This window comes from Streptomyces sp. NPDC060184, from assembly GCF_042728795.1.
GTDB lineage: Bacteria > Actinomycetota > Actinomycetes > Streptomycetales > Streptomycetaceae > Streptomyces.
Window position 1 is genome coordinate 45,035 of record NZ_JBHWYX010000049.1, and the last position, 18,225, is coordinate 63,259.

Here is an 18,225-nt window from a genome sequence, read left to right on the forward strand (position 1 = left end):
GTCCATGTTCAGCACGGTGTTGGTCGCCAACCGGGGTGAGATCGCCGTCCGGGTCATCCGGACGCTGCGCGCCCTCGGCGTCCGCTCGGTCGCCGTCTTCAGCGACGCGGACGCGGGAGCCCGGCACGTACGGGAGGCGGACACGGCGGTACGGATCGGCCCGGCGCCCGCCGCGCGGAGCTATCTCAGCGTGCCCGCGCTGCTGGAGGCGGCCCGCCGCACGGGAGCCGAGGCGGTCCATCCGGGATACGGCTTCCTGGCGGAGAACGCCGCCTTCGCCCGCGCGTGCGCGGATGCCGGGCTCGTCTTCATCGGGCCGCCCGCCGACGCGATCTCCCTGATGGGCGACAAGATCCGGGCGAAGGAGACGGTCGCGGCGGCCGGGGTGCCGGTGGTCCCCGGTTCCTCCGGAAGCGGCCTCACCGACATCCAACTCGGCGACGCGGCACGGGAGATCGGCCTGCCGGTGCTGCTGAAGCCCTCGGCGGGCGGCGGCGGCAAGGGCATGCGGCTGGTGCACGACGAGGCGCTGCTCGCCGAGGAGATCGCGGGGGCCCGCCGCGAGGCGACGGCCTCCTTCGGCGACGACACCCTGCTGGTGGAGCGGTGGATCGAGCGCCCCCGGCACATCGAGATCCAGGTGCTCGCGGACACCCACGGCCACGTCGTCCACCTCGGCGAGCGGGAGTGCTCGCTCCAGCGCCGCCACCAGAAGGTGATCGAGGAGGCGCCGTCGGTGCTGCTCGACCCGGCGACCAGGGCGGCGATGGGCGAGGCGGCGGTCCGGGCGGCCCGCTCCTGCGGCTACGTCGGCGCGGGCACGGTCGAGTTCATCGTGCCGGGCGGCGACCCGTCCGCGTACTGCTTCATGGAGATGAACACCCGGCTCCAGGTCGAGCACCCCGTCACCGAACTGATCACCGGGCTGGACCTGGTGGAGTGGCAGCTGCGGGTCGCCTCCGGCGAACAACTCCCCTACACGCAGGACGACATCACCTTCACCGGGCACGCCGTGGAGGCCCGGGTCTGCGCCGAGGACCCGGCGCGCGGCTTCCTGCCCTCCGGCGGCACCGTGCTCGCCCTGGACGAACCGCGGGGCGGCGGGGTCCGGACGGACTCGGGGCTGAGCGAGGGCACCGAGGTCGGTTCGCTGTACGACCCGATGCTGTCGAAGGTCATCGCGTACGGCCCCGACCGGGCGACCGCCCTGCGCCGGCTGCGGGCGGCCCTGGCGGACACGGTGATCCTGGGCGTACCGACCAACGCCGGTTTCCTGCGGCGCCTGTTGGCCCATCCGGCGGTGGTGGCGGGCGAGCTCGACACGGGGCTGGTGGAGCGCGAGGCGGCGGGGCTGGTCCCGGACGGCGTGCCGGACGAGGTGTACGCCGCGGCTGCCGCCGTACGGGCCGGCGCGCTCGCCCCGGTCCCGGACGCGCACGGCTGGACGGACCCGTTCTCCGTACCGAGCGGCTGGCGCACCGGAGGCGCCCCCGCCCCGCTCGCCTTCCCGCTGCGGGCCGCCGGCCAGGAGCCGGTGGTACGGGAGGCGCCCCCGGGCGCGACGGTCGGCCCGGACCGGGTGACCGTCGAACTCGACGGCGTGGTGCACCGCTTCAGGCGCGCCGGGCAGTGGCTCGGCCGCGACGGCGACACCTGGCAGGTGCGGGACCACGACCCGGTGGAGGCGTCGCTGAGCGGGGCGGCCCGCGCGGGCGCGGACACCCTCGCGGCGCCCATGCCGGGCACGGTCACCGTGGTCAAGGTGGCGGTCGGGGACGCGGTGTCGGCGGGGCAGGCGCTGCTGGTGGTCGAGGCGATGAAGATGGAGCACGTCATCTCCGCCCCGCACGCCGGGACCGTCACCGAACTGGACGTCTCACCGGGGGCCGCCGTCGCCATGGACCAGGTGCTGGCCGTGGTCGCGCCGGACACCGGGCCGGAGCCGTCGGCGGCCCCCGCCGACGCGGAGAGGCAGTCATGACCACCCCCGGACAAAACACCCCCGAACGCCCCGCCCTGCCGATGACCGTCGCCGCGCAGGACCTGCCCGCCCGGGTCCGTATCCACGAAGTGGGCGCGCGCGACGGGCTGCAGAACGAGAAGGCGGCTCTGCCGACCTCCGTGAAGGCCGAGTTCATCCACCGGCTGGCCGCCGCCGGTCTCACCACCATCGAGGCGACCAGCTTCGTCCACCCCAAGTGGGTCCCCCAACTCGCGGACGCGGAGCAGCTGTTCCCGATGCTCGGCGACCTGCCGGGGCCGGGCGGGGTGGGCGCGGTCGCGCTCCCCGTCCTCGTACCGAACGAGCGCGGGCTCGACCGGGCGCTGGCGCTCGGGGCCCGGCGGATCGCGGTCTTCGGCTCCGCGACGGAGAGCTTCGCCGCCCGCAACCTCAACCGGTCCGTCGCCGAGTCACTGGCGATGTTCGAGCCGGTCGTGGCCCGCGCCAAGGAGGAGCGGGTGCACGTGCGCGGCTACCTCTCGATGTGCTTCGGCGACCCGTGGGAGGGGCCGGTCCCGGTGCACCAGGTCGTCCGGGTGGCGAAGGCGCTGATGGACCTCGGCTGCGACGAGCTCTCCCTCGGCGACACGATCGGCGTCGCCACCCCCGGCCATGTGCAGACCCTGCTCGCCGAGCTGAACGAGGAGGGGGTGCGCACCGACACCATCGGGGTGCACTTCCACGACACCTACGGCCAGGCCCTCGCCAACACCCTCGCCGCCCTCCAGCACGGGGTGACCACCGTCGACGCCTCGGCGGGCGGCCTCGGCGGCTGCCCGTACGCGAAGAGCGCCACCGGCAACCTCGCCACCGAGGACCTGGTGTGGATGCTCCAAGGCCTCGGCATCGACACCGGGGTCGATCTCGACGCCCTCACCGCCACCAGCGTGTGGCTGGCCGGGCAGCTGGGCCGCCCGAGCCCGTCCCGCACCGTCCGCGCGCTCTCGCCGAGTCCTGAGCCGAGCCCGGCGCCGTCCCCCGAGCCCCCCGCGTCCCCCGCGTCCCCCGCGTCCCCCGCGTCCCGCTGAGTTTCCCGAGGAGTGACCCCACCATGTCCCTGGACCACCGGCTCGCCGCCGAACACGAGGAACTGCGCCGCACCGTGGAGGAGTTCGCCCACGAGGTGGTCGCCCCGAAGATCGGCGCCTTCTACGAACGCCACGAGTTCCCCTACGAGATCGTGCGGGAGATGGGGCGGATGGGCCTGTTCGGGCTGCCGTTCCCGGAGGAGTACGGCGGGATGGGCGGTGACTACCTAGCCCTCGGGATCGCCCTGGAGGAGCTGGCCCGGGTCGACTCCTCGGTGGCGATCACCCTGGAGGCGGGTGTCTCGCTGGGCGCCATGCCGGTGTACCGCTTCGGTACCGAGGAGCAGAAGCGGCGGTGGCTGCCGAAGCTCTGCTCGGGCGAGGCGCTGGGCGCGTTCGGACTGACCGAGCCGGACGGCGGCTCGGACGCGGGCGGCACCCGCACCACGGCGGTGCTGGACGAGGCGGCCGGCGAGTGGGTGATCAACGGCTCCAAGTGCTTCATCACCAACTCCGGTACGGACATCACCGCGTTGGTGACCGTGACGGCCGTGACCGGGCGCAAGGACGACGGGTCCCCGCGCATCTCCGCGATCGTCGTCCCGTCCGGCACCCCCGGCTTCACGGTCGCCGCCCCGTACTCCAAGGTCGGCTGGAACGCCTCCGACACCCGTGAGCTCTCCTTCGCCGACGTCCGCGTCCCGGCCGCCAACCTGCTCGGCGAGGAGGGCCGGGGGTACGCCCAGTTCCTCCGCATCCTCGACGAGGGCCGGATCGCGATCTCCGCCCTGGCGACCGGGCTGGCCCAGGGGTGCGTGGACGAGTCGGTGAAGTACGCCGCCGAGCGCCACGCCTTCGGCCGCCCGATCGGCGCCAACCAGGCCATCCAGTTCAAGATCGCCGACATGGAGACCCGCGCCCACATGGCCCGCGTGGGCTGGCGCGACGCCGCCTCCCGGCTGGTGGCCGGCGAGCCCTTCAAGAAGGAGGCGGCCATCGCGAAGCTCTACTCCTCGACCGTCGCCGTCGACAACGCCCGCGACGCCACCCAGATCCACGGCGGCTACGGCTTCATGAACGAGTACCCGGTCGCCCGCATGTGGCGCGACTCCAAGATCCTGGAGATCGGCGAGGGCACGAGCGAGGTCCAGCGGATGCTGATCGCCCGGGAGTTGGGGCTTCCGGCGGCGTGAGCGGAACCGCCCGGCGCGAACGGCCGTGCACGGCCGTGCACGGCCCGGCGATCCGGCACGCGGGAAACGGCCCCGGCGAGCGCGCCGGAGCCGCCGCACCTCCTCCATAACCGGTCGACACCCCTCCGGGCACTGCGGCAGGGTTCGCCCATGACGACCCCGTACGAGCACTGGCCCCTCTACGGACTCCGCGTCCGTACGCCCCGGCTCGAACTCCGGCTCCCGGACACCGCCCTGACCGACCGGCTCGCGGCGGTGGCCGCGGCGGGTGTGCACGCACCGGACCGGATGCCGTTCTCGGTGCCGTGGACCGACGATGAGCCCGGGGCGGTGGCGCGGGCGGTGTTCCAGCACGTGCTGTCCACGATCGCGAACTGGTCCACGGACGACTGGGCGCTGAGCCTCGCCGTTCTGCACGACGGGGAGGTCGTCGGGCGGCAGGATCTGACGGCCAAGGACTTCGGGGTGACCCGCCAGGTGTCCACCGGCTCCTGGCTCGGCCTCGCCCACCAGCGACAGGGGTTCGGGACGGAGATGCGGGCCGCCGCGTTGCACCTGGCGTTCGCGGGGCTGGGCGCCGAGTGCGCCGTGTCGGCGGCGATGACCGACAACCCGGCGTCCCTCGGCGTCTCGCGCCGCCTCGGCTACCTCCCGGACGGCACGGCGCTCGCTGCCGTGCGCGGAGTCCCGGTGACCCTCCAGCGGCTCCGGCTGGACCGGGCGCGGTGGGAGAAGCACCGCAGGGTGGAGGTCTCGGTCGAGGGGCTCGACGCCTGCCGGAGCGCCTTCGGGGTGTGACCTCGTAAGAAACTCGGCGGGAGCCCTCCGCGCGCGGCTGTCCCGGCCCGGACCCGTCCCCGGTGCGCCCCATCCGGCCACGGTGGCCGGATGATCGCCACCCCGGCCCCAGGAACCGACCGGGCGGACGGACTCCGACGGCCCGCGCCCGGGGCCCCGGTCGCGGAGCGTGTCCGTCCCCGGTGGCCCGCATCGGCCGGTGCGGCCCGGCCCGCCCAGGGGTTACCGGGCGTAGCCGTCGGCTCGGGCGGACCGCTTCCGGCCATCTTCCCGCGACCTCCCCTCACGCCTCTCTCACGCCTCCCCGCGAAGACCCCACGGACGACGTAAGCGCAGACGCGCCACATGTTTCCCACAGCTCCTGCCCGATTTCGGGCAGATTTCTTGCATAAGGCTGCTCGCCCACGCAGTATCAACGAGTGCTCGAACGCCGCTCGTCCCACGACGACCTCATCGACCACCTCGTACGCTCCACCTCGCTCCAGCGCGGCGAAGCGGCCAGGGTGGTACTCGACGTGCTGGCGTTCTTCGACGAGACGACCGAGGCCTTCGTCCGGCGCCGCCACCGCGAACTGCAGTCCGGCGGCCTGGTCAACACGGAGATCTTCGAGCGGATCGCGGCCGAGCTGCCGCACCGCGCGGTCGCACCGCCGGAGCTCTCGCTCCGCCAGCTGCGCCGCATCGTCTACGGCTGAGGCGAAGGCTGAGGCAAGGGCCGAGGCGCAGGCTGAGGCAAAGGCTGAGACCGCCGCCGGGGGCCGGGCACCGCAGGGCATCTGTACGTCGTAGGAGGGGTAGAAAACATGTGCGGGATCGTCGGATACATCGGCAGGCGTGACGTCGCTCCGCTGCTGCTGGAAGGTCTGCAGCGGCTGGAGTACCGGGGCTACGACTCGGCGGGCATCGTCGTGACGAGCAAGGCCGCGGCGGGCAAGCCGGGCACGCTGAAGATGGTCAAGGCGAAGGGCCGCGTCCGCGAGCTGGAGGCCCGTATCCCCAAGCGTTTCGCGGGCACGACCGGCATCGCGCACACCCGCTGGGCCACCCACGGCGCCCCGAGCGACGAGAACGCCCACCCGCACATGGACGCCGAGAACAAGGTCGCCGTCGTCCACAACGGGATCATCGACAACGCCTCCGAACTCCGCGCGAAGCTCGTCGCCGACGGCGTCGTCTTCCTCTCCGAGACCGACACCGAGGTGCTGGTCCACCTGGTCGCCCGCGCCCAGGCGGAGACGCTGGAGGAGAAGGTCCGCGAGGCGCTGCGCTCCGTCGAGGGCACCTACGGCATCGCGGTGATGCACGCGGACTTCAACGACCGCATCGTCGTCGCCCGCAACGGCTCCCCGGTCGTCCTCGGCATCGGCGAGAAGGAGATGTTCGTCGCCTCCGACGTCGCGGCCCTCGTCGCCCACACCCGCCAGGTCGTGACCCTCGACGACGGCGAGATGGCCACCCTCAAGGCCGACGACTTCCGTACGTACACCACGGAGGGCTCGACCACGACGGCCACGCCGACCACCGTGGAGTGGGAGGCCGAGTCGTACGACATGGGCGGCCACGACACGTACATGCACAAGGAGATCTCGGAGCAGGCCGAGGCGGTCGACCGCGTGCTGCGGGGCCGTATCGACGACCGCTTCTCCACCGTGCACCTGGGCGGCCTCAACCTGGACGCCCGCGAGGCGCGCGGGGTGCGCCGGATCAAGATCCTCGGCTGCGGCACCTCGTACCACGCCGGCCAGATCGGCGCCCAGCTGATCGAGGAGCTGGCCCGCATCCCCGCGGACGCCGAGCCCGCCTCCGAGTTCCGCTACCGCAACCCGGTCGTGGACCCCGACACCCTCTACGTCGCCGTCTCCCAGTCCGGCGAGACCTACGACGTGCTGGCGGCCGTCCAGGAGCTGAAGCGCAAGGGCGCCCGGGTGCTCGGCGTCGTCAACGTCGTGGGCTCCGCGATCGCCCGGGAGGCCGACGGCGGTACGTACGTCCACGCGGGCCCCGAGGTCTGCGTGGTCTCCACCAAGTGCTTCACCAACACCGTGGTCGCCTTCGCGCTGCTCGCCCTGCACCTGGGCCGCATCCGTGACCTGTCGGTCGCGGACGGCAAGCGGATCATCGCGGGTCTGCGCCGGCTGCCGGAGCAGATCAGCGAGATCCTGGCGAACGAGGACGAGATCAAGCGCCTGGCCGCCGAGTACGCGGACGCCAAGTCGATGATGTTCATCGGCCGCGTGCGGGGCTACCCGGTGGCCCGTGAGGCCTCGCTGAAGCTCAAGGAGGTCTCGTACATCCACGCCGAGGCGTACCCGGCCTCCGAGCTGAAGCACGGGCCGCTGGCCCTGATCGAGCCCGCGATGCCGACCGTGGCGATCGTGCCGGACGACGACCTGCTGGAGAAGAACCGGGCCGCGATGGAGGAGATCAAGGCGCGCAGCGGCCGGATCCTCGCCGTCGCGCACCAGGTCCAGGAGAAGGCGGACCACACCATCGTCGTGCCGAAGAACGAGAACGAGCTCGACCCGATCCTCATGGGCATCCCGCTCCAGCTCTTCGCGTACCACACGGCGCTGGCCATGGGCCGTGACATCGACAAGCCGCGCAACCTGGCGAAGTCCGTCACCGTCGAGTAGAGCCCCGCACTCCCCCCACCGACAGCTCAGCCCCGGGGCGGGCCGAGGGCGACGAGAAGCGGGCGCACACCACCTGATCGTGGTGTGCGCCCGCTTACGTCATGCGCGGAAGGTTCGGATGACCCGGTGTACTGATGTGCAGTGGCTGCGGGTTGACGGATCGTCAACCCGGCAGCGGTCCACCGTCCGGGGCCCATGGGGGCGTTCGTCGAGTCACCCGTCGGGGCGTCCGTCGGGACCGGTCGGCATGCGGAATCAGGGGATGACGACGACGGGGCGTTGCGCGCGGCGGGCGAGACGGCCGGCCACGGAGCCGAAGATCCGGCCCACCAGTCCGTGCGTCGACCCGACGACGATCGCGTCGGCCGCGTACTCGCGGCCGACTTCTTCCAGTTCGTGGCAGATGTCGCCGCCGCGCTCGACCAGCACCCACGGCACCTCGGAGAGGTACTCCGCGCAGGCCAGTTCGAGCCCGAGCACCTCGGTGCGGTGATCGGGTACGTCGACGAAGACGGGGGGTTCACAGCCTGCCCAGACGGTGGTCGGGAGCCGGTTGGCGACGTGCACGATGATCAGTCCGGAGCCGGATCTGCAGGCCATGCCGATCGCATAGGCGAGGGCTCGCTCACTGGACGTGGAGCCGTCGAAACCGACCACGACGCCGTGCCGGAAGGCCGGGTCGCAGGAATGACGTGTTTCTTCGACCGTCAGGGGGTCCGACCCGTGGTCGGTTACCTGCTTGCGGTCTGCGGGTTCAGGGGATTCGTGACCGGCCATCGGTGTCTCGGCGAAGAGAGTCCTCGTGAGGAAGGAACGGCTAGGGGGACGGGTGCGGCTGCGGGGAGCGGCTGCCGTGCGGGGCTGTGGACTTGTGTCCGACGACCGTCCAGGACGAGGGTCCGACGACGGTGGTCGCGGGCTGCTGTCCCGGGCTGCTGTCGGGCTGTTGTCCGGGAATCATCTTTCCAACCCTTTACCCCCAAGGGTACGGCGCCACTCCTCCACCGCCCAGACCGCCGCAAAGCGCGTGACGCGCTTTGGGGGAGCATGCACGAGGCGAGGGCGGTTGGCAATGCCGGTTGGTCCGTACACCGAGCGTCGCGGCGTCGGAGAGGACCCTTCACCCCGTTTTTCCGACGGGCCGGTATGGCTCGGAGAGGGTCTTCGAACCACGGCGCACACCCCGAACCACCCCCCGGAACGGCCCCTGTTGGCCACCCCGACACGCCGGCGACGGCCTCGGCGCGCCGGAGTGCGCACCCGGAGCGCGCGCATGGCGACCGCCCGTACCCGTCGCCGCCCCGGCCCTCCGAGCCAGGCCGGGAACGAGCGCATGAGGGCGCACGAACAGGCGCACCGGGCGCAAGCCGATTCCCTTGCGTGCGCCGGTGAATCCGTTGATCCGCCGGGCTCGCGCGCCTCGTCCGGCCCGCTCCGTTCGCGCCCCCTCCGTCGGTCGGCAGGAGCGGGGAAGATCCCCCGGCGAGCTTTTCCGCAGGTGCGCGGGGGGCGTGCCCGACAGGACCCCGGGTGCGCGGGGAGCGCGCCGGAGCATGACCGAATCCCGCGCGCGCGGACGTCGATTTTCGGCCAACTTCACATCTGCGCCGAAACCTTGGCGTTGTGCCTCTCATTTGCACTTGTCACCTGGCAGGAACGGACCGCGCGGTACGCTTTCACCCGACGCGGACGGGCCATGATCGCGACGCGCACTTCACAGTGCCGCTCGCGAGTGGAACGCTTCGTGATCGAACGCTTCACGCCACGTTGCCTTGTCGACATTGAGCCGACGGGGGAACGTGTCATTTCGGCATCGCGGGACGCAGTAGGTTCGATCTTGAAATCGAGCACTGGGGACACGTGCGGCACCGAGGGGACACGTGCAGGAGCGACAGGCCTGTAGGGACCAGGGAGACGCGAACACCGAGGGGGGCTTAGCGTCATGAGCCAGGACTCCGCATCCGCAACGGAGGCCGCACGGAAGTTGGCCGGGCGGCGACGCCGGGAAGTCGTAGCCGTACTGCTGTTCAGCGGTGGCCCGATCTTCGAGAGCTCCATCCCGCTCTCCGTCTTCGGCATCGACCGGCAGGACGCGGGTGTTCCCCGCTACCGCCTGCTGGTCTGTGGCGGGGAGGAAGGGCCGCTGCGCACCACCGGCGGCCTCGAACTCACCGCGCCGTACGGCCTGGAGGCGATCAGCAGGGCAGGCACCGTGGTGGTGCCCGCCTGGCGTTCGATCACCTCCCCGCCTCCGGTCGAGGCGCTCGACGCGCTGCGCCGCGCCCACGAGGAGGGCGCCCGCATCGTCGGGCTCTGCACCGGGGCGTTCGTCCTCGCGGCAGCCGGCCTGCTGGACGGCCGCCCGGCGACGACGCACTGGATGTACGCGCCGACGCTGGCCAAGCGCTATCCGTCGGTGCACGTCGATCCGCGCGAACTGTTCGTCGACGACGGTGACGTGCTCACCTCGGCGGGGACGGCCGCCGGGATCGACCTCTGCCTGCACATCGTGCGGACGGACCACGGCACGGAGGCCGCCGGAGCGCTGGCCCGCCGTCTCGTGGTGCCACCGCGCCGCAGCGGCGGTCAGGAGCGCTACCTCGACAGGTCTTTACCCGAAGAGATCGGCTCCGACCCGCTCGCCGAGGTCGTGGCCTGGGCCCTGGAACACCTGCACGAGCAGTTCGACGTGGAGACGCTGGCGGCCCGCGCGTACATGAGCCGCCGCACCTTCGACCGGCGCTTCCGTTCGCTCACCGGCAGCGCGCCGCTCCAGTGGCTGATCACCCAGCGGGTGCTCCAGGCGCAGCGGCTGCTGGAGACGTCGGACTACTCGGTGGACGAGGTCGCGGGCCGCTGCGGCTTCCGTTCACCGGTGGCGCTGCGCGGCCACTTCCGCCGCCAGCTGGGCTCCTCCCCCGCCGCGTACCGGGCCGCCTACCGGGCCCGCCGCCCGGGGTCGGGACCGGAGCCCGGCGCGGTGGAGGCGGTGGTGCCCGCCCAGGTCGCGTCGGCGGTACGGCGGATGCCGGGCAGTTCCACGGGGCTGGCGGCGTTCGCCGCCTCCCCGGGCACCCCGGTCCTCCCGGACCGGCCGGACCGGAGCCCGGACGGCTACCCCGGCGGGCGCCCGGCCCTGCCGGGACAGCGGAGCGCCCCGTAGGGTGGGGCGCATGAACGACCGCATGGTATGGATCGACTGCGAGATGACCGGGCTCTCGTTGACGGACGACGCACTCATCGAGGTGGCGGCTCTGGTCACCGACTCGGAGTTGAACGTGCTCGGCGAAGGGGTGGACATCGTGATCCGCCCGCCGGACGCGGCCCTGGAGACCATGCCCGAGGTGGTGCGGCGTATGCACACCACCTCGGGCCTCCTCGACGAGCTGGCCGGGGGCACCACCCTGGCCGACGCCGAGGCCCAGGTGCTGGCGTACGTGCGCGAGCACGTGAAGGAGCCGGGCAAGGCCCCGCTCTGCGGAAACTCCGTCGGCACCGACCGGGGCTTCCTCGCGCGCGACATGCGGGCGCTGGAGGAGTACCTCCACTACCGCATCGTCGACGTGTCCTCCATCAAGGAGCTGGCCCGGCGCTGGTACCCGAAGGCGTACTTCAACAGCCCGGACAAGAGCGGCAACCACCGGGCACTGGCCGACATCCGCGAATCCATCGCGGAGCTGCGCTACTACCGCGAGGCCGTCTTCGTGCCCCAGCCCGGCCCGGACTCGGACCGCGCCAAGGAGATCGCCGCCCGCCACGTGGTGCCGGCCGAGCACTAGGGCGTGTGTCGAAAGTGGCGCCGTCCGCCCGGAGGGCGGGTTCGGCGGCGTCCGGTGCGTGCGATCGCAAGGCGGAGGGTCGCCCCGATACTGGATGTATCGGGGTGATCCCGACAACGCGGCGAGCGTGCGTGCCGGGCGTCGCCGGACAGGCGGGACTTTCGACACACGCCCTAGGACCCAGAGGTCCGCACCCCCGCGAACCCCCTGTTCACGGGCCCGGAAGGGCCTGTGGACGGGGCCGCGGAGGGGGCCCCGGAAAGGTGGCGCGAGCACCCCCGAAAACCCTGTACACTTTTTCTCGGCCGGTCGGAAACGCCCGGACGAACATGGTGGGTATAGCTCAGATGGTAGAGCACCTGGTTGTGGTCCAGGATGTCGCGGGTTCGAGTCCCGTTACTCACCCCAAGTGATGAAGGCCCGGCCTGCGGAAGCAGGCCGGGCCTTCATCATGTCCGGAGCCTTGGGAACCCCACGGGAACACGCCCGCCCCGTCGTCCCCCCGCTGGACAAGCATCGTGGAGCGACGAAAGCGGGACCGCGTCACGAAGCAGGTCGCGTCACCTGGCAGGGGGCGTCACCTGGCAGCGGGCGTCACCTGGCAGCGGGCGTCACCTGGCAGGTGACGTGGCGCAGCAGCCTCGCATGCCCTCTCCACCTCGTACCGGTCCGCTCGATTCCCCTGGCGTGCGCGGTGATGGCCGCCCGCAGGTCAGGCAGCCTCGGCGGTGTCCCCCCGAACGGCCGCGGTCCACTCGGCGAGGAGTCGTTCGTACGCGCGCCGCCCCTCGGGCGACAGCCGACCACCGCCGCGCTGCCACAGCGCGCGGATGTCCGCGTTCACCGCGGGCAGCGGGCGCGCCTTGGTGGCATCGGACCTGAGAGAGGTCATGCGAGCAGGATAAGGGCGACCGCCACCGGGGCGGGAGGGGTGCAGAGGATCCCGCCATGATTCGAGCAGTCGCACGCGATGTCGGCGAGTGCCTGGTGGACGAGACCCGCGAGTACGGCACTTCGACGCGCAGGGGCACTGACCGTGGTGCTCCACCCGTAGAGCCGGTCGTCCAGGTTCCGCACAAGAACGCACCGGGGCGCGGCCCGACGGCGTCCCGGAGCGCGTGCACGGGGGCGGCGGGGAGGGGCCGGGGCACAGCAGGATCGCTTCTGGGGCCAGAGGGGCCGGAATGGTCGCCCCGGCGCCGGAACGGGCGCCGGAGGCGGGAACGGCCGGGAGCCGCTCACCGGGAGCCGCAGCGATCCGGTCCGCGACGCCGGTCCCGCCCTCGTCAGGACCGAGGATCACACCGGACGGGCAGATCACACCGGACGGGCCGTCTTCTGAAGGAGAGGGCGTGCCGCGGAGCGAAACGGGATCACGCCGACGGGGAACGGCTGACCAGGTGCCCGTCGAGGACGACCTCCAGCCAGGTGTAGCAGTCGCCGATCCACAGCCCGACCTCCGCCCCGCACCCTGCGCAGGCGAGATTGGGCCCATCGTGCCCTGCGGGCCCGCAGCAGCCGCCCCAACGGCCCTGGATCTCCGTGGTACCGACCACGTCGCCCGGGCTCAGCAGCAGATCCCCCGCCGCCCCGCGCTCTGCCCCAGAAGCCTCGGAGCCCTTGTTCAGCGTGCCCCGGGTGATACGCCCCGGCTTCGGGTCACGGGCGAAGGTCCCTGCCGCCATCCTCGGCGGGCAGGGGTCCACGGGAGAGTCAAGCGGCGTCCACGCCTCGCCCTCCGTGGGCGGACGCACCTCGCGCACCGGCACGGACAGCCGGGTGCCGCACCCCGCACACGAGACCACCTCGTGGCCGGCGTTCTCCATGTCGTCCCTCTCTTCCGTGCGCGCACACCCTACCCACCGTCACCACCCCCGGCGCCGTCACCGTCCTGCCGCCGGCGGCCCGCTGCCCACTGCCCGCTGCCCGTGCCCGTGCCCGTGCCCGTCGGCAAGGACGAGGCCCGCCTCCGCCCGGAAGTTCCCGGGCCGGGCCCATGACCGGCGTAACGTCGGTGGGCATGGTGCACGTACTGAGCAGCAGGACGCTGTTGCGTCCCACCGACCCCGAGCGCACCCGCGCCTTCTACGGCCAGGACCTCGGCCTGGCCGTCCACCGCGAGTTCGGTACCGGTCCGGAGCGCGGCACGGTCTACTTCCTGGGCGGTGGGTTCCTCGAAGTCTCCGGCCGGGGCGACACCCCGCCCTCCCCCGACCTGCGGCTCTGGCTCCAGGTCGCGGATGTCGCCGCCGCCCACGAGGAACTGCGCGCACGCGGGGTACCGATTCTGCGTCCCCCCGTCCAGGAGCCGTGGGGGCTGATCGAGATGTGGATCGCCGATCCGGACGGGCTGCGCATCGCGGTGATCGAGGTCCCGGCGGACCACCCGTTGCGCAGCCGGCCCTGAGGAGCCCTGTCTGAGGAGACCGGCCCGGGCGGGCCGGGTCCGGACAGACCCGGCCCTCCCGGGCCCGGTCCGGGCGGCTCAGCCCACCCGGGGCACCTCCCCGGCCCGGCCTCGCGGCGCGCTCCTGGTGTCGAGGTGCGCGATGACCGTGGTGTGGAACCGGTGCACCGCGTCGTCGACGCTCCGGATGAACCCCGACTCGGCGCTGCCGCGACCGCTGCCCATGCCCTTGAGGAGGGAGAGCCGGAACCCGGTGATCCCCGATCCGTCCTTGGGGAGCAGGTCGGCGGGCTCGGGCCGCAGACGCTCCAGCGTGCCGCGCGGGCCGGGCGAGTCCCCGTCGAGGAGCGTCTCGATGTGCAGATCGGCGGGGGCGGAGTCGAGTTGCCGCAGGAACCGCTTGACCCGGCTCAGCGGGTAGCCCTGCCCGCCCCAGGGCACCTCGACGGAGGTCCGGAGCTTCCCCGTCCGCAGGTCCGCCGTCAGCGTCAGCGCGCCCGGCATGCCCTCGATGCGGAGTCCGGCCTCCAACCGGCCCTGCGCGCACAGGTGATCGGCCTGCTCGGTACGCCGCCCGGTCGGGTCCGCGCCGCGCCGGGTGCGCTGAAGAGGCAGCACCTTCTGCCCGAGTTCGCCGCCCAGCCGCAGACAGACCTGGCGTACCAGGCGTTCCCAGCTCTCGATGACCTGTACGGCCCGGGGGTCGCCCACGCAGAGCGTCTCCTCGTCGATTCCCTTGCGGACCGGGACCCACGCGGCGCCCATGTTCTGGAAGCCGTGGCAGCCGGAGTTCTCGTGCTGAAGGTACTGAAGCAGTTCCGCGAGGATCCAGACGTGCGCGGCGTTGCCGACTCCCTCGTGCCGGATGAGCATCTGCGCCTGGTGAGCGACGTCCGCCCAGGAGAGGTGCCAGAGGGCGACCTTGTGCTTGCGGCGCCCGTCCACGCGTACCGAGACCAGCGGACTGCCTTCCAGCGCCACGTCGTTGGAGAGCGTGATGACGGCCTCGTACCCCCGGCGGGCGGCGATGTCCATGTACGCCTGGACCTGGTCGTCCTTGAGGGGGTTGCCGTTCGTCTTCGTCTCCACCAGGGCGGTCCAGAGCTTGCCCGCGCGCTCGACACGGATCACGCCGTCCGGTCGCTTCGGGGTGTCCCCGTGCGGCAGCGACACCTCGGTGAACGTCTCCATGCGTCCCGCGGGTGCGCCGAATCCGGCGGTGAGCCGCCGTCCGAACTCGGGGACCTGGGCCATCACCGCGAGGACGACGGACGTGGCCCGGGTCTCGCGCTCCCGGTCGCTCCTGAGGGCCGGTACGGGGAAGAGCCGGGCCGGCTGCCAGGCGTCGGTCTCCGCGAGCGACTTCTTCGCCGTCCGCTGGATGGTGACCTTTTTCCGGGCGGTACGGGGACGACGGGCGACGGGCACCGCCGCCTCGGGCACCGCAGCCGTGTCGGCCGCGCTCCGGGGAGAGGGCACGGTGGCCCCGGGTGCACCGGAAGGAGCCTCTGGCGCCGCCTCATCCGGTCCGGGGGGCACGGGGGCCGCCGGAGCGCCCTCCTCCGCCGGGGCCCCTTCTTCGGGCCCCCCTTCGGCCTCGGCCTCGGCCTCCGTCGCCGCGTCGTCGTCGATGTCCACGCCGAAGTCCGTGGCCAGACCTGCCAGTCCGGAGGCGTACCCCTGTCCGACCGCTCGGAACTTCCACTCGCCGGCGCGCCGGTAGAGCTCGCCGAAGACGAGAGCGCTGACCTCGCCCGCCTCTTCGACGGCGAACGAGAGCAGCCCTTCGCCCGAACTGTCCGCAAGGGTGAGCCGCAGGTCGTCGAGCTCGCCGAACCGGGCGCCTCCATAACAGCTGGCCGCGACGACCAGACGGTCGACGGATGCCGGAACCGCGTCGAGGTCGAAGCTGATCCGGTCCTCGTCACCGTCGGCGGAGGGCGTCTTCCCGAGGAGTTGCACGCTTCCGTCACCCGCTACCGGGGTGTTGTAGAAGCAGAAGTCGGTGTCGTCCCGCACCTTGCCGTTCTCGTCGAGCAACAGCACCGAGACGTCCGCGTCGCCCTCCCCCGTGGCGCTGCTCCAGCCCAGGCTCACGACGACCGATCCGACGTCCTCGCTCAGCGTGGACAGCCCGACGTTCGCGCCCTTGACCATGGTGCGCATGTGGCCCCCCAGATGCACGGCCGCTCCGGAACGCACCCGGCGGCTCGATGTGTGACCAGGTGTGGTGCGTCACACACTCGCCGTACCTGGCGCACTGTAGCCCGCGCAGTGGAGTCGATGTGGTGACCATGTGAAATTTTCCCTTTCCCTTACCGATCCCCCCGCAGTGGACGTGCCGGGCGGGCGCGGCTCCGGCCGGGGGCCCGCCGCCGACTCCGGCCGGGGGCTTACGCTGCCCCGATGCGACGCATCCTGGTCGTCGGCATCACCGGTGCCGGCAAGTCCACCCTCGCGCGGGCCCTCGCGGCGCGGCTGGGTGTGCCCTGGTACGAGATGGACGCGCTCCACTTCTCCGGGCCCGGGTGGACGGTGAGCGCGGAGTTCGGGCGCGCGGTGGCGGCGATCGTCGAGGAGGACCGCTGGATCTTCGACTCGTACGGGTACCCGGAGGTCCGTGACCTCGTCTGGGAGAGGGCCGACACGGTGGTGTGGCTGGACTACCCCCGGTGGGTGGTCATGCCGAGGGTGTTGCGGCGCTCGCTGCTGCGGACGGTGACGCGGCGCCGGATCTTCGGCGGGAACCGGGAGCGGGCCGTGGAGTGGCTGTCGCGGGACCACCCCGTGCTGTCGTCCTGGTACGGGCACGCGGAGCGGCGTACGGAGATCGGCAGGCGGACCGGGGCGCCGCGCGAGGTAGCGCTGCGGGTGGTGCGGTTCGACCGTCCCCGCGAGGCCCGGCGGTGGCTGCGTGGCATCGCGCGCGAGGGTGCGGGAGGCCCGTCCGACGCGGCGGCCGACGCGGCCTGAGCGGGGCGCTCCCCCGCCCGACGGCTGCCCCGTCGCGAGACCCGACGGCCCCCGCCCGACGGCTGCCCCGTCGCCATCCCCCGGTCTTGCCCGAACGGCCCGTTCGACGGCCGCGTCCACGGCCCGGGAGCCGTTCGGAGGTCTCACGAGGAGGCGCGGACGACCAGTTCGGTCGGGAGCACCAGGTGCCGGCGCTCGTCGGTGGGGTCGGTGATCTGCTGCAGCAGGACCTCGGTCATGGCGCGTCCCATCTCCTCGATCGGCTGGCGGACGCTGGTGAGGCCGGGTTCCATGTGACGGGCCACCACGGAGTCGTCGAAGCCGACGATGGCCACGTCGTCCGGGATGCGGCGGCCGGCCTCGCGCAGTACGTGGCGGGCGCCCGCCGCCATCACGTCGGAGGCGGCGAAGACGGCGTCCAGGTCGGGGTGGCGGGCGAGCAGCTCGCGCATGGCGCGGGCGCCGCCCTCCTCGGTGAAGTCGGCGAGGGCGATGAGGCGTTCGTCCGGGGCGAGGCCGGCTTCCGCGAGGGCCTTGCGGTACCCGTCCAGGCGGCGCTGGGCGCCGTAGACCTCCAGCCGGCCGGTGATGGTGCCGATGGTGCGGCGCCCCTGCTCGATGAGGTGGGCGACGGCGGTGCGACCGCCCTGGAAGTTGTCGGAGTCGACCGAGGCGAGCGGTTCGTCGGCGCCGCGCTGACCGCTGATGACGCACGGCATGCCGAGCTGTTCCAGGAGTTCGGGCAGTGGGTCGTCGGCGTGCACGGAGACGAGCAGGACGCCGTCCACGCGGTGCGCGGTGAGGTACTGGGCGAGTCTGCGGCGCTCGCGGTCGTTCCCGGCGAGGGTGAGGAGCAGCTGCATGTCGGTGTCGGCGAGTGCGGCGCCCACCCCGCGCACGATGTCGGAGAAGTACGGCTCGGCGAAGAAGCGGGCCTCGGGCTCCGGTACCACGAGCGCGATGGCGTCGGTGCGGTTTCCGGCCAGGGCACGAGCCGCGCGATTGGGTACGTATCCCAGTTCGGCGATGGCGGCTTCGACCACTTCGCGGGTCTGGTCGCTGACCCGCGGCGATCCGTTGATGACGCGGGAGACCGTGCCGCGGCCCACGCCCGCTTTGACGGCCACCTCTTCGAGCGTCGGCCGCCCGCCGCCCCGTACGCGTGCTGACACCATGTCCGCCTCCCGTTTCGCCGTCAACTTCTCACAGTCGAATATGTCGAACCAAGCCCTGTCGAAAGATTCCCTTGACACGTTTCCGGACCCGGGGGCTGCCGAAGAGCACCAAATTTGGGAGCGCTCCCAATCGTACGGGACGGCTCTGGGGTCTACGTCGGGAGCGGGGCAGGCACGGTCCGGTCGGAAGAGGTGAGGACGCGCGAAGACCCGGCCGCGTCAGCGGCCGGGGCCAGT

Annotated in this window: 16 protein-coding genes, 1 tRNA gene and 1 pseudogene; 12 read left to right on the plus strand and 6 right to left on the minus strand. The window is 72.4% G+C overall.

The genetic code is table 11. The annotated features are described in order from the left end of the window. The first annotated feature begins 4 nt into the window (after positions 1-4). The 6 genes from ACFWEE_RS27085 (at position 5) to glmS (ending at position 7,654) form a co-directional block, all read left to right on the plus strand. Entirely contained in the window at positions 5-1,981 is a 1,977-nt protein-coding gene (locus tag ACFWEE_RS27085) for a biotin carboxylase N-terminal domain-containing protein (RefSeq protein ID WP_386892939.1), read from the plus strand. Between the two features lie 41 nt (positions 1,982-2,022). Further along, positions 2,023-3,030: a hydroxymethylglutaryl-CoA lyase gene (locus tag ACFWEE_RS27090; protein ID WP_386892962.1), complete on the plus strand. Its 1,008-nt coding sequence runs from the start codon at positions 2,023-2,025 to the stop codon at positions 3,028-3,030. Between the two features lie 23 nt (positions 3,031-3,053). Further along, a complete protein-coding gene (locus tag ACFWEE_RS27095; RefSeq protein WP_386892941.1) occupies positions 3,054-4,223 on the plus strand; it encodes an acyl-CoA dehydrogenase family protein in 1,170 nt (389 codons plus the stop codon). Between the two features lie 150 nt (positions 4,224-4,373). Further along, a complete protein-coding gene (locus tag ACFWEE_RS27100; protein ID WP_386892942.1) occupies positions 4,374-5,021 on the plus strand; it encodes a GNAT family N-acetyltransferase in 648 nt (215 codons plus the stop codon). Positions 5,022-5,440: 419 nt separating this feature from the next. Beyond that, positions 5,441-5,716 (plus strand): hypothetical protein, encoded by a 276-nt coding sequence (locus ACFWEE_RS27105; protein WP_266704610.1) that lies wholly within the window; start codon positions 5,441-5,443, stop codon positions 5,714-5,716. A gap of 108 nt (positions 5,717-5,824) precedes the next feature. Continuing rightward, on the plus strand, positions 5,825-7,654 hold the full coding sequence (gene glmS, locus ACFWEE_RS27110) for a glutamine--fructose-6-phosphate transaminase (isomerizing) (protein WP_386892944.1): 1,830 nt from the start codon (positions 5,825-5,827) through the stop codon (positions 7,652-7,654). Between the two features lie 255 nt (positions 7,655-7,909). Here glmS and ACFWEE_RS27115 read toward each other — a convergent pair whose 3' ends face one another. Continuing rightward, positions 7,910-8,431 carry a universal stress protein gene (locus tag ACFWEE_RS27115; RefSeq protein WP_386892946.1) on the minus strand — a complete coding sequence of 174 codons (522 nt, stop codon included), beginning with the start codon at positions 8,429-8,431 and terminating at the stop codon, positions 7,910-7,912. 40 nt (positions 8,432-8,471) lie between these two features. Further along, the gene (locus tag ACFWEE_RS27120) at positions 8,472-8,615 is read right to left on the minus strand and encodes a hypothetical protein (RefSeq protein WP_386892947.1); all 144 of its coding nucleotides are present in this window, start codon (positions 8,613-8,615) and stop codon (positions 8,472-8,474) included. A 981-nt stretch (positions 8,616-9,596) separates the two neighbouring features. Between ACFWEE_RS27120 and ACFWEE_RS27125 the strand changes: the two genes are divergently transcribed. From ACFWEE_RS27125 to ACFWEE_RS27135, 3 genes are all read left to right on the plus strand, one after another. Then, entirely contained in the window at positions 9,597-10,817 is a 1,221-nt protein-coding gene (locus tag ACFWEE_RS27125) for a helix-turn-helix domain-containing protein (protein ID WP_386892949.1), read from the plus strand. 10 nt (positions 10,818-10,827) lie between these two features. Continuing rightward, a complete protein-coding gene (gene orn, locus ACFWEE_RS27130; protein WP_386892950.1) occupies positions 10,828-11,433 on the plus strand; it encodes an oligoribonuclease in 606 nt (201 codons plus the stop codon). A gap of 332 nt (positions 11,434-11,765) precedes the next feature. Next, positions 11,766-11,841: transfer RNA gene (locus tag ACFWEE_RS27135), tRNA-His, on the plus strand. Between the two features lie 304 nt (positions 11,842-12,145). Here the strand turns inward: ACFWEE_RS27135 and ACFWEE_RS27140 are convergent. Then, entirely contained in the window at positions 12,146-12,325 is a 180-nt protein-coding gene (locus ACFWEE_RS27140; protein WP_386892951.1) for a hypothetical protein, read from the minus strand. A gap of 56 nt (positions 12,326-12,381) precedes the next feature. Between ACFWEE_RS27140 and ACFWEE_RS27145 the strand changes: the two are divergent. Continuing rightward, a pseudogene (locus tag ACFWEE_RS27145) lies at positions 12,382-12,447 on the plus strand (haloacid dehalogenase); the annotation flags it as partial. 359 nt (positions 12,448-12,806) lie between these two features. Here ACFWEE_RS27145 and ACFWEE_RS27150 read toward each other — a convergent pair. Continuing rightward, complete coding sequence (locus tag ACFWEE_RS27150) at positions 12,807-13,259, minus strand: hypothetical protein (protein WP_386892952.1); 453 nt, start codon at positions 13,257-13,259, stop codon at positions 12,807-12,809. A 194-nt stretch (positions 13,260-13,453) separates the two neighbouring features. Between ACFWEE_RS27150 and ACFWEE_RS27155 the strand changes: the two genes are divergently transcribed. Further along, complete coding sequence (locus ACFWEE_RS27155; RefSeq protein WP_386892953.1) at positions 13,454-13,840, plus strand: VOC family protein; 387 nt, start codon at positions 13,454-13,456, stop codon at positions 13,838-13,840. A 78-nt stretch (positions 13,841-13,918) separates the two neighbouring features. Here ACFWEE_RS27155 and ACFWEE_RS27160 read toward each other — a convergent pair whose 3' ends face one another. Next, a complete protein-coding gene (locus tag ACFWEE_RS27160) occupies positions 13,919-16,006 on the minus strand; it encodes a TerD family protein (RefSeq protein WP_386892954.1) in 2,088 nt (695 codons plus the stop codon). Positions 16,007-16,246: 240 nt separating this feature from the next. Between ACFWEE_RS27160 and ACFWEE_RS27165 the strand changes: the two genes are divergently transcribed. Next, the gene (locus tag ACFWEE_RS27165) at positions 16,247-16,813 is read left to right on the plus strand and encodes an AAA family ATPase (RefSeq protein WP_386892955.1); all 567 of its coding nucleotides are present in this window, start codon (positions 16,247-16,249) and stop codon (positions 16,811-16,813) included. Between the two features lie 143 nt (positions 16,814-16,956). Here the strand turns inward: ACFWEE_RS27165 and ACFWEE_RS27170 are convergent, their stop codons facing one another. Further along, the gene (locus ACFWEE_RS27170; RefSeq protein ID WP_386892956.1) at positions 16,957-17,988 is read right to left on the minus strand and encodes a LacI family DNA-binding transcriptional regulator; all 1,032 of its coding nucleotides are present in this window, start codon (positions 17,986-17,988) and stop codon (positions 16,957-16,959) included. Between the last annotated feature and the right edge of the window lie 237 nt (positions 17,989-18,225).

Bases quoted from the DNA above. Each gene is read 5' to 3' on its own strand.
- ACFWEE_RS27140 (WP_386892951.1), bottom strand. From the start codon at position 12,325: ATGACCTCTCTCAGGTCCGATGCCACCAAGGCGCGCCCGCTGCCCGCG.
- ACFWEE_RS27120 (WP_386892947.1), bottom strand. From the start codon at position 8,615: ATGATTCCCGGACAACAGCCCGACAGCAGCCCGGGACAGCAGCCCGCG.
- ACFWEE_RS27090 (WP_386892962.1), top strand. From the start codon at position 2,023: ATGACCGTCGCCGCGCAGGACCTGCCCGCCCGGGTCCGTATCCACGAA.
- ACFWEE_RS27115 (WP_386892946.1), bottom strand. From the start codon at position 8,431: ATGGCCGGTCACGAATCCCCTGAACCCGCAGACCGCAAGCAGGTAACC.
- ACFWEE_RS27095 (WP_386892941.1), top strand. From the start codon at position 3,054: ATGTCCCTGGACCACCGGCTCGCCGCCGAACACGAGGAACTGCGCCGC.
- ACFWEE_RS27150 (WP_386892952.1), bottom strand. From the start codon at position 13,259: ATGGAGAACGCCGGCCACGAGGTGGTCTCGTGTGCGGGGTGCGGCACC.
- ACFWEE_RS27155 (WP_386892953.1), top strand. From the start codon at position 13,454: ATGGTGCACGTACTGAGCAGCAGGACGCTGTTGCGTCCCACCGACCCC.
- ACFWEE_RS27100 (WP_386892942.1), top strand. From the start codon at position 4,374: ATGACGACCCCGTACGAGCACTGGCCCCTCTACGGACTCCGCGTCCGT.
- orn (WP_386892950.1), top strand. From the start codon at position 10,828: ATGAACGACCGCATGGTATGGATCGACTGCGAGATGACCGGGCTCTCG.
- ACFWEE_RS27160 (WP_386892954.1), bottom strand. From the start codon at position 16,006: ATGCGCACCATGGTCAAGGGCGCGAACGTCGGGCTGTCCACGCTGAGC.
- glmS (WP_386892944.1), top strand. From the start codon at position 5,825: ATGTGCGGGATCGTCGGATACATCGGCAGGCGTGACGTCGCTCCGCTG.
- ACFWEE_RS27125 (WP_386892949.1), top strand. From the start codon at position 9,597: ATGAGCCAGGACTCCGCATCCGCAACGGAGGCCGCACGGAAGTTGGCC.
- ACFWEE_RS27165 (WP_386892955.1), top strand. From the start codon at position 16,247: ATGCGACGCATCCTGGTCGTCGGCATCACCGGTGCCGGCAAGTCCACC.
- ACFWEE_RS27170 (WP_386892956.1), bottom strand. From the start codon at position 17,988: ATGGTGTCAGCACGCGTACGGGGCGGCGGGCGGCCGACGCTCGAAGAG.
- ACFWEE_RS27085 (WP_386892939.1), top strand. From the start codon at position 5: ATGTTCAGCACGGTGTTGGTCGCCAACCGGGGTGAGATCGCCGTCCGG.